General features: G+C 74.5%; 14 protein-coding genes. 6 read left to right on the top strand and 8 right to left on the bottom strand.

From position 1 onward, the window contains the following. The 3 genes from RBH18_RS40065 to RBH18_RS40055 form a co-directional block, all read right to left on the bottom strand. Nucleotides 1–545: response regulator transcription factor (locus RBH18_RS40065; RefSeq protein WP_306215746.1), on the bottom strand; the 545-nt coding region annotated here is incomplete at its 3' end. Nucleotides 546–600: 55 nt separating this feature from the next. Further along, nucleotides 601–1995: a hypothetical protein gene (locus RBH18_RS40060; RefSeq protein ID WP_306215745.1), complete on the bottom strand. Its 1395-nt coding sequence runs from the start codon at nucleotides 1993–1995 to the stop codon at nucleotides 601–603. A gap of 29 nt (nucleotides 1996–2024) precedes the next feature. After that, nucleotides 2025–3077 carry an NAD-dependent epimerase/dehydratase family protein gene (locus tag RBH18_RS40055; protein ID WP_306215744.1) on the bottom strand — a complete coding sequence of 351 codons (1053 nt, stop codon included), beginning with the start codon at nucleotides 3075–3077 and terminating at the stop codon, nucleotides 2025–2027. Nucleotides 3078–3220: 143 nt separating this feature from the next. Between RBH18_RS40055 and RBH18_RS40050 the strand changes: the two genes are divergently transcribed. The 6 genes from RBH18_RS40050 to RBH18_RS40025 all read left to right on the top strand — a co-directional run bounded on the left by RBH18_RS40050 (nucleotide 3221) and on the right by RBH18_RS40025 (nucleotide 7391). Then, nucleotides 3221–3880, top strand: a complete 660-nt coding sequence (locus RBH18_RS40050; protein ID WP_306215743.1) for a glycosyltransferase family 2 protein — start codon at nucleotides 3221–3223, stop codon at nucleotides 3878–3880. Next, entirely contained in the window at nucleotides 3877–4491 is a 615-nt protein-coding gene (locus tag RBH18_RS40045; protein WP_306215742.1) for a TIGR04282 family arsenosugar biosynthesis glycosyltransferase, read from the top strand. Before RBH18_RS40050 ends, RBH18_RS40045 begins: the two co-directional genes overlap by 4 nt. Then, nucleotides 4488–5153 (top strand): class I SAM-dependent methyltransferase, encoded by a 666-nt coding sequence (locus RBH18_RS40040; RefSeq protein WP_306215741.1) that lies wholly within the window; start codon nucleotides 4488–4490, stop codon nucleotides 5151–5153. The genes RBH18_RS40045 and RBH18_RS40040 overlap by 4 nt, the downstream gene beginning before the upstream one ends. Continuing rightward, nucleotides 5126–6253 (top strand): molybdopterin-dependent oxidoreductase, encoded by a 1128-nt coding sequence (locus RBH18_RS40035; RefSeq protein ID WP_306215740.1) that lies wholly within the window; start codon nucleotides 5126–5128, stop codon nucleotides 6251–6253. The genes RBH18_RS40040 and RBH18_RS40035 overlap by 28 nt, the downstream gene beginning before the upstream one ends. Continuing rightward, nucleotides 6250–6648: a hypothetical protein gene (locus RBH18_RS40030; protein WP_306215739.1), complete on the top strand. Its 399-nt coding sequence runs from the start codon at nucleotides 6250–6252 to the stop codon at nucleotides 6646–6648. Before RBH18_RS40035 ends, RBH18_RS40030 begins: the two co-directional genes overlap by 4 nt. An 80-nt stretch (nucleotides 6649–6728) precedes the next feature. Further along, nucleotides 6729–7391, top strand: coding sequence for a nucleoside/nucleotide kinase family protein (locus tag RBH18_RS40025; protein WP_306215738.1), 663 nt, complete (start codon nucleotides 6729–6731; stop codon nucleotides 7389–7391). Between the two features lie 145 nt (nucleotides 7392–7536). On the opposite strand, the gene RBH18_RS40020 is transcribed toward RBH18_RS40025, so the two are convergent. From RBH18_RS40020 to RBH18_RS40000, 5 genes are all read right to left on the bottom strand, one after another. Next, nucleotides 7537–8925, bottom strand: coding sequence for an aminotransferase class V-fold PLP-dependent enzyme (locus RBH18_RS40020; RefSeq protein WP_306215737.1), 1389 nt, complete (start codon nucleotides 8923–8925; stop codon nucleotides 7537–7539). A 75-nt stretch (nucleotides 8926–9000) separates the two neighbouring features. Next, nucleotides 9001–9765 carry an amino acid ABC transporter ATP-binding protein gene (locus RBH18_RS40015; RefSeq protein ID WP_306215736.1) on the bottom strand — a complete coding sequence of 255 codons (765 nt, stop codon included), beginning with the start codon at nucleotides 9763–9765 and terminating at the stop codon, nucleotides 9001–9003. A 5-nt stretch (nucleotides 9766–9770) separates the two neighbouring features. Further along, nucleotides 9771–10565, bottom strand: a complete 795-nt coding sequence (locus tag RBH18_RS40010; RefSeq protein ID WP_306215735.1) for an amino acid ABC transporter permease — start codon at nucleotides 10563–10565, stop codon at nucleotides 9771–9773. Further along, entirely contained in the window at nucleotides 10565–11371 is an 807-nt protein-coding gene (locus RBH18_RS40005) for a transporter substrate-binding domain-containing protein (protein ID WP_306215734.1), read from the bottom strand. The genes RBH18_RS40010 and RBH18_RS40005 overlap by 1 nt, the downstream gene beginning before the upstream one ends. Before the next feature lie 246 nt (nucleotides 11372–11617). Continuing rightward, the gene (locus tag RBH18_RS40000; RefSeq protein WP_306215733.1) at nucleotides 11618–12412 is read right to left on the bottom strand and encodes an SDR family oxidoreductase; all 795 of its coding nucleotides are present in this window, start codon (nucleotides 12410–12412) and stop codon (nucleotides 11618–11620) included. Between the last annotated feature and the right edge of the window lie 116 nt (nucleotides 12413–12528).

Here is a 12528-nt window from a genome sequence, read left to right as displayed (position 1 = left end):
CCCGGCGCCTCGGCGAGCAGCTCGGCCCGCGACCAGGCGCGCCCCGGGTGGCGGATGAGGAACGCGAGCAGGTCGAACTCCCGGACGGTCAGCGCCAGCGGCCGGCCGTCGAGCGAGGCGATGCGCCGCCCGGTGTCCGCCACGAGACCGCCGTCGGCGAGGACGGCCGATTCGCCGGCCGGCGTGCTGCGGCGCAGCACCGAGCGGATGCGCAGCACCAGCTCCCGGGGCGAGAACGGCTTGGTGACGTAGTCGTCCGCGCCCACCTCGAGGCCGAGCACCCGGTCGGCCTCCTCGCCGAGCGCGGTGAGCATCACCACGGGCAGGTCGGGGTCGCGGCGGCGCAACCGGCGGCACACCTCCAGCCCGTCGATGCCGGGCATCATGAGGTCGAGCACGACCAGGTCGGGCCGGTCGGCGGCGGCCGCGCTCAGGGCGGCGGCACCGTCGGCGGCGAGCCGGACCCGGCAGCCGGCCTGCTCCAGATAGCGGCGCACGACGTCGCTGACGGTCGGGTCGTCGTCGACGACGAGAACGTGGGGCACCCCGCCGAGGCTAGCGCCCGCCCGCGCGCGGGAACCTTGTGGAATTCTTACCGATTCACCACGTGGTCAGGAGCAGGTGGTTCACCAGCAGGGCCGTGGCCGCCTGGGCCGGCAGCCACCAGCGGGTGCGGGCGGGCGGCGGGATCAGGGCGGCGCCGGCCAGCAGCCACGGGACGAAGGGCTGCCAGATGCGCTCGACCTCGGCCTTGCTGTAGCCGGACAGGCTCGCGGCCACCATGAGCAGCAGCGCCGCGACCGGCAGCACGACCGGCGGCCCGAGGCGGCGGACCAGGGCGGCGCGGCTTGCTCCTGCCGCGCGGCTTGCCCCTGCCGCGCGGCTTGCCCCTGCCGCGCGGCTTGCCCCTGCCGCGCGGCGCAGGATGACGGCTGCGGCCGGGCCCGCGCTCACGGCCAGGATCGCCAGGTCGGCCCACACCCAATAGGCGTACGGGCGGACCGCCGCGATGCCCTGGTAATAGCGCACGGTCACCAGGTGCATGCCGTCGAGCCACCAGAAGCCGGCGAGCGCGAAGACGACCACCGGCGCCGCCGCCCCGGCGATCGCGGCGCCCAGGGCCCGGGCACTCCGGCGGCGGGCGAGCAGGATGACGGCCGCGACGAGGACGATCAGGAGCGTGAAGCCGTACGAGAGGAAGAGGCTGAAGCCCAGCAGCAAGCCGGCGGCGAGCCCGGCGAGCGCGCTGCGCCGGACCAGTGCGGTCGCGAGCAGGGCGAGCCCGGCGGCGACGACCCCGGTGAACAGCCCGTCGGCGGAGACCCCGAGCCACACCGCGCCCGGGGTGAGCACCAGGAACGGCACCGCGGCCCGGGCGGCGTCCTCGTCACCGAGCGTACGCAGGGTCACCGGGACGGCCACCGCGGCGAGCCCGGCGACGGCGACGCACCCCAGCGCCGCCCAGGTGCCGCCGCCGAGGCCGATTCGGTCGAGTCCGAGAAAGATCAGGAAGGCGCCCGGCGGGTGGCCGGCCACGTGCGTGGTCCACGAGTCCGGCTGCCCGTCGACGATGCGGCCGGCGAAGCCGCGCAGCACCCCGGCCACGGCGCCGGCGCCGGGCACCTCGCTCAGGTACTCGTGATCGGTGGTCAGGCGGCCGGTCACGCCGCGGCGCCAGCCGTCCACGAGGGCCAGGGCGAGGATCCAGGACACCGATCCCGCGTACGCCGCCCCGAGCAGCCGCCGCCACGGCAGGGTCCGGCTCAGCGCGGGGCCGTACCGGATGATCAGGATCGCCAGGCCGACGGCGACCGGCGTGCCGGGGCCCACGTGCGGCCGCCACAGCGCGGTGATCGGCGCGGCGCTGGCGTGCACGGGCCGGCCGGCCAGATAGAGCACCGCCCCGACGCCCGCGGCCAGCGCGAACAGCCCGACCGCTCCCCCGGCGGCCACCAGGTCGCCCCGCGGGCCCCCACGCGAGCGAAGGCCGCTCATCCGCGGAGCGCCACGCGGACGAAGGCCGCTCATCCGCGGAGGGGCGCGTGGGCGAAGGCGGCGAAGCCCTCGGCCGGCGGGATCGTGGCGGTGAAGCCCAGCTCGGCGGCGGCGCGGGCCGGTGACGCGACCACATGCCGCACGTCGCCGGCGCGGAACTGCCCGGTGACGATCGGGGCGGGGCCGGCCAGCGCGGTGGTCAGGGCCGTCGCCAGCTCCCCCACCGTCGCGGGACGGCCCGAGGCGACGTTGTACGCCCGCAGACGACCATCCTCCGCGCCGGCCGACTCCAGCGCCGCCACGTTCGCCCGGGCCACGTCGGACACGTGCACGAAGTCGCGGCGCTGGCCACCGTCCTCGTACACCCGGGCGGGCCGGCCGGCGGCGAGGGCCGAGCGGAAGATCGCCGCCACGCCACTGTAGGGGGTGTCGCGCGGCATGCCGGGCCCGTACACGTTGTGGTAGCGCAGCGCGACCACCGACCCGCCGGTGCCCGCCGCCCACGCCGCGCTCAGGTGTTCCTGGGCGACCTTGGTCGCGGCGTAGACGCTGCGCGGCTCCAGCGGGGCATCCTCGCCCACCAGCACGGGATCCAGCGGCGCCGCACACCGGATGCACCGCGGATCGAACCGGCCCCGGCTCAGGTCGGCAGCGTCCCGCGGCGCCGGCCGCACCGGACCGTGGGCGGGACACACGTAGGCGCCCTCGCCGTAGACCACCATCGAGCTGGCCAGCACCATCCGGCGCACGCCGGTGCGGGCCATGGCCGCGAGCAGGACTGCGGTGCCGAGGTCGTTGGCGCCCACATAGGCGGGAAGGTCGGCGAGGTCCACACCCATGCCGACCATCGCGGCCTGGTGCACGACGGCGTCGATCCCATGCAGTGCCGCACCGATCGCCTCCTCGTCGCGCAGATCCGCCCGCAGGACGGGGACGCCGTGGACGCCGGCGGGCAGCGGCCGGCTGTGCGCGGCGGGATGCCCGGAGTCGAGGACCCGGACGTCGTGGCCCGCGGCGAGCAGGGCGGCGGTGACGTGGGACCCGATGAAACCGGCGCCGCCGGTGACGAGGACATGGCTCATCCGGGCGACGGTAGGGCGCTGCCCCGCCGCCCGGGAGCCCCCGGCGCGATCCGTCAGCGGTTCGTAAGAAACCGTTGCGGCGTAAGGGATCCGTAAGGCCGGGAATCGGTTCCGGCAGCCGCGGCACGGATACCTTCGCCGCCATGGTGGACGTCATTCTTCCCTGTCTCAACGAGGCGCCGGCGCTGCCGGGCCTGCTCGCGCGGATGCCGGCCGGTTACGCGGTCACGGTCGTGGACAACGGTTCCACGGACGGCACCGCGGACGTGGCGCGCGGGCTCGGCGCCCGGGTCGTCGCCGAGCCGACGCCCGGCTACGGCGCGGCGGTGCACACCGGCGTCCTCGCCGTGGATCCGGCCGACGGGGTGGTGTGCGTGCTGGACGCCGACGGCTCCTGCGACCCCGCCGAGCTGCCCCGCGTGGTGGCGCCGGTGCTGGCCGGGACGGCACGGCTCGTCGTGGGCCGCCGGCGGCCGGTCGGCTCCGGCGCCTGGCCCGCGCACGCCCGGCTCGCCAACGCCTTCCTGGCCCGGCGGGTGCGCCGCGCCACCGGGCTCGAGGTGCACGACATCGGCCCGGTCCGCGCCGCCCGCCGCGCCGATCTGCTCGCCCTGGGCCTGCGCGACCGCCGGTTCGGCTATCCCCTCGAACTGCTGATCGCGGCGGGCCGGGCGGGCTGGCCGGTCCGGGAGGTCGACATCGCCTACCGGCCGCGGGCCGCGGGCACCCGGTCGAAGGTCACGGGAACGGTCCGCGGCACGGTTCGCGCCGTCCGCGACATGAGCGCGGTGCTGGCCCGATGACCCCGCAGGTGCTCGTCCTGGCCAAGACGCCGGTGCCGGGACGGGTGAAGACCCGCCTGTGCCCGCCGTACACACCGGAGCAGGCCGCCGCGATAGCCGCGGCGGCTCTCGCCGACACCGTCGACGCCGTCGGGACGGGCATCCTCGTCATCGAGGGCGACCATCCGGCACCGCGCGGCTGGACCCGCACGGTCCAGCGCGGCGACTCCCTGGGCGAGCGGATCGCCCACGCCTTCCTGGACACGGCCCGCCCGGGTACGGCCACCCTGCTGATCGGCATGGACACGCCGCAGGTCACCCCGGCGCTGGTGCGGGCGGCCCTCGACCGGCTCGCCTCCGGCCCGCACGACGCGGTGCTCGGGCCGGCCGAGGACGGGGGCTGGTGGGCGCTCGGGCTGCGCGACGCCGCCCACGCCGCCGTGCTGCGCGACGTGCCGATGTCGACGGCGACCACCGGGGCGGACACCCGCGCCGCGCTCGCGAGCCGGGGCCTCCGCGTGGGTGACCTGCCGGCGTTGCGGGACGTGGACACGGCCGCCGACGCGTACGCCGTGGCTGGTCTGTGCCCGCCGGGCAGCCGGTTCCGCGAAGCCTTGCGGGTGGCGGCATGAGCGTTCTGGCCGCATCGCCGCCCGCAGTGGCGGTTTTCGACGACCTGTTGCTGCGGGCGGAGGCCGGGGAGCCGGCGCTGCTGACGGTGCGGAGCGCGTCCGGCGGCACGCTGACCCTGGACGCGGCCGCGTGGGTGCGGCCGGCGCTGCCCGGCGATCAGGGGCTGCTGGACCGGTGCGACGGGCCGACGCTCGACGTGGGGTGCGGGCCCGGCCGGCTCACCCGGGCGCTGGCCGGACCCGGGCGGCCCGCGCTGGGGGTGGATGTGAGCGCGGTGGCCGTACGGCTGGCTCGCGAGCGCGGCGCGAGTGCCCTGCGCCGCGACGTCTTCTCCGCGCTGCCCGGGCACGGCCGGTGGCGGCATCTGCTGCTGGCCGACGGCAACATCGGCATCGGCGGGGATCCGGGCCGGTTGCTGCGCCGCTGCCGGGACCTGCTCACCGCCTCCGGACGGGTGCACGCCGAGGTCGCCCCGCCCGGCACGCCCGGCTGGTCCGGCCCGGTGCGGATCAGCGCCTCCGGCGACGCGCCGAGCGAGCCCTTCGACTGGGCCGTGGTCGCCGCGGACGAGCTCGCGCCCCTCGCGGCGGCCCACGCCCTGCGCGTCCTGATGACCTGGGAGGAGGCCGGACGATGGTTCGCCACGCTGGAACGCGACTGAAACCGGTTCCCGAGGACTTCACGTCACCGCTGCGGTCCACCCGGCTGACCAGTCTGCTGGGGCTCGCGCTGGGCGCCGCGTTCGCGGTGTGCTTCGTGACCGGGCTGATCAGTCACCTCGTGCAGCACCCGCCGGGCTGGTTCTGGTGGCCGTCCCGGCCGGCCGGGCTGTACCGGGTGACGCAGGGGCTGCACGTGGCGACCGGGCTGGCGTGCGTACCCCTGCTGGGCGCGAAGCTCTGGTCGGTCTATCCGCGCTTGTTCCAGCGGCCGGCGCTGCGCTCGGCCGCCCACGCCCTGGAACGTGCCGGCATCGCGCTGCTTGTTTCAGCAACGCTGTTCCAGGTGGTCAGCGGGGTGTTCAACGTGGCTCGCTGGTACGCGCCGATGCCGTTCTTCTTCACCACCGCCCACTATCAGGTCGCGTGGATCGTGGCGGGCGCCATGTTGGTCCACATCGGAGTGCAGCTGCCGGTCGTCCGCGAAGCCCTGGCCCGCCCGCACGCCCCCGCGCGCCGCGGCTTCCTGACCGGGCTGGCCGCTACCGCCGGGCTCGTCACGGTCGCCACCGCCGGGCAGACCTTCGCGCCGCTGCTCCCGCTGTCCGTGCTGGCGCCCCGCCGCCCCGGCAGCGGCCCGCAGCGCCTGCCGGTCAACCGCACGGCGGCCGCCGCCGGGGTGGCGGTCACCACGGCGTACCGGCTGGTGCTCACCGGTCCGGCGGGCACCACCCGGCTCAGCCTGGCCGACCTCGAGGCACTGCCGCAGCACACCGCCACCCTGCCGATCGCCTGCGTGGAGGGCTGGAGCGCCACCGGCACCTGGACCGGCGTGCGGCTGCGCGACCTCGTCGCCCTCGCCGGGGCCGATCCCGCCCGGACCGAGGCGATCGTGGAGTCGCTGCAGGCCGGCGGCCGCTACCGCGTCAGCACCGTGGCACCGCCACACGTCCGCGATCCGGACACGCTGATCGCCCTCCGGCTCAACGGCGAACCGTTGCACCCGGACCACGGCTACCCGGCCCGGCTCATCGCCCCCAACCGCCCCGGCGTCCTGCAGACCAAGTGGGTCGGCGCCATCCGGATGCGGGACGTCCGATGAGGGCGGTCCGCCGCGGGCTGATCGTCGCGGGCACGCTCGTCCTCGGGTACGGCCTCGCCGGCGCGGTGGCGACCCCCGGCGTCCTGATCTTCCTGGCCGCCGTGCTGATCGCCCACGACGCCGTGCTGCTCCCCCTCATGATCGGCGCGGGCGCCCTGATCCTGCGACGATGCCCGCCCCGCCTGAAGCCCGCCGTCGCCGGCGCACTGACGGCCGCCGCATCGATCACCGTCGTCGGCGTCCCGCTGCTCCTGGGCCCCGGCGACGGTCACTACGGCCGCGGTCTGCTGATCACGTACGCCGTCATCGCCGCCGCCGCCACGCTGACCGCCCTGGCCCGACGGCGTCCGGCGCCCCACCCGCCCACTCGCCCTCCGCGGCGCAAGCACCCCTGATCCGTGCGGGTCGCCCCCGGCAGCGGCAGCGGGCGTCCGGCCGCAGCGCCCACGCGAGGGCTGCTTGGCAGAATCGTCGCGTGACCAACCCTGGTGGCCGGCTCGATGTCATCGAACACGTAGCGCGGCGCATTCCCGACGACCTGGCGGGCGTATGTCCGCGTGTCGCTGTCGACGGCGTGGACGGCGCGGGGAAGACCATCTTCGCCGACGACCTCGCCGCCGCCGTGCGCGCGCTGGGCCGGCCCGTCGTACGCGTGTCCCTGGACGACTTCCACAACGTCCGGCAAGTCCGCTACCGTCGGGGCCGCGAATCGCCGGACGGGTTCTGGGAGGACTCCTACGACTACGCACGCTTTCGGCGTGACGTGCTCGACCCGTTCGGCGCCGGCGGCTCCAGGCGCTACCGGCCGGCCGCCCATGACGTCCGGACGGATGCCGAGCTGCGGGTGCGGCAGGAGTCCGCGCCGCCCGGGACCGTTCTCGTCGTCGACGGGCTCTTCCTGCATCGCGACGAGCTCGTCGAGGCCTGGGACCTCTCGGTCTTCCTGGACGTCCCCTTCACCGTGACGGCCCGGCGCATGGCCGAACGTGACGGCACCGATCCTGACCCCGATCATCCGAGCATGCGACGCTATGTCGAGGGCCAGCGAATCTACTTCCGCTCGTGCACACCGCACCGGCGGGCAACCATCCTGATCGACAACCGGGACCACCGCGCGCCTCGCATCATCCGGGGGTGACGCTCGGAGCCGGGCACCCGCTCATCCCGCGAGCATCGGCCCGATCTCGGAGGTGAGGCCCGGCGAGCATGGGACTTGTCGCGGAGGTGAGGCCCAGCGAGCATCGGACCGGTCGCGGAGGTCAGGCCCGGCACGCAGGCAGCGGTCAGCAGCGCACGCGCGGGGTGAGGCCGGCGGGATCCGGGACGCGGTCGCGGTAGGACGTGGTGAGGAAGTCGAGCAGGCGGCGGGCGTCGGCGTCGGTGGAGGCGATGCCGAAGGACACGCGGACGGCGCCGCCGCTCGGCACGCCGACCTGCTGCAGGTAGGCGTCGACCGTGCGGACCCGCGGGTGGGGTGCCTTGCGCAGGAGCCGGCGGCTCAGACCGTAGCTGGCCTCGCCCGCGCCGGGGTTGCAGAAGCAGCCGGTGCGCAGGGCCAGCCCTGCGGCGGCGGCCTCGGCGGCGACCAGGCGCTCGTCCACGATGCGGCCGTCCGGGTCGAGCAGGTTGAAGGCCACCGTGCCGCCGCGGTCGCGCAGGCCGGCCGGGCCGTAGATCCGGGCCAGCGGGCGGCCGTTGGTGTGCCGCAGCGCGGTGAGCCGGTCGAGCAGCCAGGCGGTCAGCGCCCGTACCCGCCGGCGCACCGCGTCGCGGCCGGCGGAGGCGAGCCAGCTCAGGCCGAACTCCACGTCGGGGATGCCCAGGAAGTTGAGGGTGCCGTCCTCGAAGGCGGTCTCGTCGGGGGCCATCCAGTGCCACTCGCCGCCGGCGCTCACCGCGGCGACCGTGCCGCCCGCGAACCAGGGGCGCCGCAGCCGGGCCAGCGCCTCCCGGCGGGCCACCAGGCTGCCGACGCCGGTGGGGTAGCCGAGCACCTTGTACCAGCTGATCGGCACGAAGTCCGGCCGTACGCGGCGCAGGTCCAGCTCGTGCACGGGCAGGTAGGCCGCCACGTCGAGCAGCACGTCGTACCCGGCGTCGTGGGCCTGCTCCACCCACCGCAGCGGGTGCTGCACGCCGGTGAAGTTGCTCTGCGCCGGAAAGGCGAACAGGCCCCGCCGGTGCAGCGCCCGGCGCACCGCCTGTTCCGGGACGCGCAGCTCCGGGCCGTCGATCGCGACGACGCGCCGGCGAGCGCCGGCCCGCCGGGCGAACTCGCGCAGCCCGTTGACGGAGTTGTGATTGTCGCTGGTCAGCACCAGCTCCCGGCGCCGCCCGAACGGGTACGCCTCCCCGACCAGCCGGCACGCCGCCGACGCGTTGGCCGTGAAGACGACCGCGTACTCGTCCTCGTCGGCGTGCAGGAACCGCAGCACCGCCCGGCGGGCCGACTCCACCAGCTCGGTCGAGGCGGCCGACGCCGGGTTCTCCGAGTGCGGGTTCCCGTACGCCCGCCGCGCCAGCCGGTCCCGATGCGCCCGCACCTGGGCGTCGGCGTAGACCCCGGCGCCCGTGTAGTCCAGGTACACCTCACCGCGCGCGTCGAGATGGGCGTACTCGGCGGCCCGCAACTTGTCCAGCCGCTCGTTGGCGTATCCGGCGTACCCGTCCATGCGTGACACCCCCGGAGTCGGAGGCGCCACGCCGGTCCCCTGAGACGGGGTGCCGGAGACCCGACAGACCGGCGGTCAGGACTCCAGCTCGGTCGTGCTGACCTTGGTGGGTTCGAGGACGCGGTGCAGGAACTCGCGGGTGCGCTCCTCCCGTGGGCTGCCGAAGACCTCGGCCGGCGGGCCCTGCTCGACGATCACGCCGCCGTCCATGAAGACGACGCGCGAGGCGACCTCGCGGGCGAAGGCCATCTCGTGCGTCACCACGAGCATGGTCATGCCCTCGGCGGCCAGCCCGCGCATGACGGCGAGGACCTCGCCGACCAGCTCGGGGTCGAGCGCGCTGGTCGGCTCGTCGAAGAGCATCAGCCGCGGCTCCATCGCGAGCGCGCGGGCGATGGCGACGCGCTGCTGCTGGCCGCCGGAGAGCTGCGCGGGGTACGCGTCCGCCTTCGCCGCGAGGCCCACCCGGTCGAGGTTCTCCGCCGCGATCCGGGCCGCCTCGGCGCGGCTGCGCTTGAGGACCCGGCGCTGGGCGATGGTCACGTTCTCCCGCACGGTCAGGTGGCCGAAGAGGTTGAACTGCTGGAAGACCATGCCGATCCCCCGGCGTACGGCGTCGATGTCGCAGTCGGGATCGGTCACCTCCACGCCGGCCACCCGGATCGTCCCGGCGGTCGGCTCCTCGAGCAGGTTGACGCAGCGCAGCAGCGTGGACTTGCCGGACCCGGACGGGCCGATGACGCAGACGACCTCGCCGGGCTCGACGGCCAGGTCGATGCCGCGCAGCACCTCGAGCCTGCCGAAGCTCTTGTGCAGCCCGGCGATCTCGATCGTGGACATGCCGGTCACCTCTCCCTCGCGGCGCGGCGTTCGAGACCCCGGACCAGCTGCGACAACGGCAGCGTGAGGACCAGGTAGAGCAGGCCGGCGACCACGAGCGGGGTCGGGTTGACCCGGGTGTTGAGCGCGTCGCCGGCGAACTTGGTCAGCTCGATCGTGGACGAGGTCACGCCGAGGACGTACACCAGGGAAGTGTCCTTGGTCAGCAGGATGATCTCGTTGGTCAGCGGCGGGATGACGATCCGGAAGGCCTGGGGCAGGACGATGGAGACCATCGCGCGCGGGTGCGACATGCCGAGCGTACGGGCGGCTTCGAGCTGGCCCTTCGGCACCGCCTGGATGCCGGCGCGGATCGTCTCCGCCATGTACGCGGCGGCGGTGAGCCCGAGCCCGACCGTCACCGAGCCGTAGACGCCGCCCGGGATCTCCCTGTCCGGGAAGGCCAGCGGCACGCCGTAGCCGACCATGAAGAGCACGAGCAGCGCGGGCAGACCCCGGAAGAGCTCGATGTACGCCGTCGCGAACCACCTGTACGGCAGGATCGACGACAGCCGCATCAACGCCAGCACCAGCCCGAGCGTGAGCCCGAAGACGAACGCCAGCAGCGTGTAGAGGATCGTGTTCCGCAGGGCGACGGTGATCGCCTCGGGAAACATGCTCCGGGCGACGTCGGAGCGGAAGAACGCGTCGGCCAGGCGACCCCAGTCCGCGGCGGCGGCCACGGCCAGGATCACCAGTCCGAAGACGACGTAGCCGGCGACGCGGAGCACCCGCTGTCGCCGGCGGCGGCTCAGCTTCATCAACTGGCCGGCTTCTCGCCGATCCAGGTCTGGTAGATCGTGTCGTACGTGCCGTCGGCCCGCGCCGCGGCGATGGCGTCGTTGACGGCCTTGAGCAGCTCGGCGTTGCCCTTCTTGACCGCGAAGCCGTACTGCTCGCCGGTGTCGAAGCCGGCCGTGACGACCGCCTTGCCGGGGTTGGCCTTCACGTACTCGTTCCAGACCGGCAGGTCGCCGACGGCGGCCGCGATCTGGTTGGTGGCCAGCGCCTGCTGGGCCGCCGCGAGATCCTTGAAGGAGACCACCTCGAGGTCGAGGCCCTTCTCCTTGACCTGCGCCTTGATGTAGTCCTCGCCGGTCGTCGCGCCCTGGACGCCGATCCGCTTGCCCTTGAGCTCCTCCAGCGTCTTGACCTCCTTGCCGGCCAGCGTGGCGAGCGCCTGGGTGGCGTCGAAGTACGGCTCGGAGAAGTCGAGCACCTTCTTGCGCTCGTCGGTGATCGTCATGCCGGCCGCCGCCACGTCGCACTTGCCCGCGTTGAGGTCCGAACCGGACTTGATGCCCTCGAAGGGCGTGTCCACGATCTCCTGCGCGACGCCCAGCTTCTTGGCGACCAGGTCGACGAGCGCGACGTCGAAGCCGACGACCTTGCCGGTGTCGTCCTTGGACTGGAAGGGCGCGTACGGCAGGTGCGTGCACGTGGTCAGCGCCCCGGACTTCACCAGCTTCACACCGCTCTCGGTGGTCTCCCCGGTGTCCTTCTTGGCGCAGCCGGTCAGCAGCACCGCCGCGGCGAGCACCACGGCCGCTTGACGCAACCCGTTCATGGTCGTCCCCTCCCCGAATTCCCCATTACCAATAGGGATCATATCGATGACCTCGTGAGTCACCACGGTCCGGTGACGACGGCCGAGGACCGGACCCGAACCGTGGCGGCGACGATCCGGGAGCGCCGCCCGGAGAAGTCTCGCCATGATCTGGCCCTCGGGGGCCGCACGGTGGCCGCCGGCTCCGGCTGGACGCCCTCGGGGGCGCCGGCTCCGGCGCCCCCGAGGGTCTGCAGGGCCGACCGCCTACGCGGTGGTGGCGATGCCGCCGTCGACGGGGATCACGGCGCCGGTCAGGTAGGCGCCGGCCCGGCCGGCCAGGAACACGGCGACACCCGCCATGTCGTCGTCGCGGCCGATCCGGCGCAGCGGGGCGGACGCGGCGATCGCCTCGCCGAACTCGTCGAGGGTGGCCGCCATCATCGCCGACGGGAACGGTCCCGGCGCCACCGCGTTCACGGTGACGTGCTGCGGTCCCAGCTCCCGGGCGAGGTGCCGGGTGAGCTGATGCAGCGCGGCCTTGCTGCTGGAGTACGAGTAGTTGGGCCGGTGCGGGATGTGGATGGCGGCGATGCTGCCGATGTTGATGATCCGCGCGGGGTCGTCGGCGGTGCCCGCCTCGCGGAGTGCGGGCAGCAGCTCCTGGACCAGCCAGAACGGCGACTTCAGGTTGAGGTCGACGACCGTGTCCCAGGCCTCGTCCGGGAACGTCTCCAGCGGCGCGTCCCACAGGGCGCCCGCGTTGTTGACGAGGATGTCGAGCCGCTCGGAGCCGGCGGTGACGAGACCGGACAGTCGCCGGCATTCGTCGTGGCGGGACAGGTCGGCGGGGACGGCCCGCACCTCGCCGAACTCGGACAGGTGCTCCCGCGCCCGGGCGCACGCGTCGGCGTCGCGTGCGCTGACGACCACGCGCGCACCCGCCCGGAGCAGGCCACGCGCGATCATCATCCCGATGCCCCGGGTGCCCCCGGTGACGAGCGCGCGCTTGCCGCTCAGATCGAAGAGCTCCGCGTGCGGGGTGAAGGAATTGGCTACCACTTGGCGCCTCTCTCGGATGTCGACGGCGGTTCCGGCTCCACAAGAACCCGGGCCGGGCGCGACCGGGAGTCACTGCTTGTCCAGGTAACGGCGGTACCTCCCAGCACGCCGCCGCA

Origin of the sequence: Actinoplanes oryzae (assembly GCF_030757795.1) — a bacterium.
Lineage (GTDB): Bacteria > Actinomycetota > Actinomycetes > Mycobacteriales > Micromonosporaceae > Actinoplanes.
The sequence above is the reverse complement of the archived record's forward strand: the minus strand, read 5'-3'. Positions and strand labels throughout refer to the sequence as shown.

Bases quoted from the DNA above. Each gene is read 5' to 3' on its own strand.
- RBH18_RS40060 (WP_306215745.1), bottom strand. From the start codon at position 1,995: ATGAGCGGCCTTCGCTCGCGTGGGGGCCCGCGGGGCGACCTGGTGGCC.
- RBH18_RS40055 (WP_306215744.1), bottom strand. From the start codon at position 3,077: ATGAGCCATGTCCTCGTCACCGGCGGCGCCGGTTTCATCGGGTCCCAC.
- RBH18_RS40050 (WP_306215743.1), top strand. From the start codon at position 3,221: ATGGTGGACGTCATTCTTCCCTGTCTCAACGAGGCGCCGGCGCTGCCG.
- RBH18_RS40045 (WP_306215742.1), top strand. From the start codon at position 3,877: ATGACCCCGCAGGTGCTCGTCCTGGCCAAGACGCCGGTGCCGGGACGG.
- RBH18_RS40040 (WP_306215741.1), top strand. From the start codon at position 4,488: ATGAGCGTTCTGGCCGCATCGCCGCCCGCAGTGGCGGTTTTCGACGAC.
- RBH18_RS40035 (WP_306215740.1), top strand. From the start codon at position 5,126: ATGGTTCGCCACGCTGGAACGCGACTGAAACCGGTTCCCGAGGACTTC.
- RBH18_RS40030 (WP_306215739.1), top strand. From the start codon at position 6,250: ATGAGGGCGGTCCGCCGCGGGCTGATCGTCGCGGGCACGCTCGTCCTC.
- RBH18_RS40020 (WP_306215737.1), bottom strand. From the start codon at position 8,925: ATGGACGGGTACGCCGGATACGCCAACGAGCGGCTGGACAAGTTGCGG.
- RBH18_RS40015 (WP_306215736.1), bottom strand. From the start codon at position 9,765: ATGTCCACGATCGAGATCGCCGGGCTGCACAAGAGCTTCGGCAGGCTC.
- RBH18_RS40010 (WP_306215735.1), bottom strand. From the start codon at position 10,565: ATGAAGCTGAGCCGCCGCCGGCGACAGCGGGTGCTCCGCGTCGCCGGC.
- RBH18_RS40005 (WP_306215734.1), bottom strand. From the start codon at position 11,371: ATGAACGGGTTGCGTCAAGCGGCCGTGGTGCTCGCCGCGGCGGTGCTG.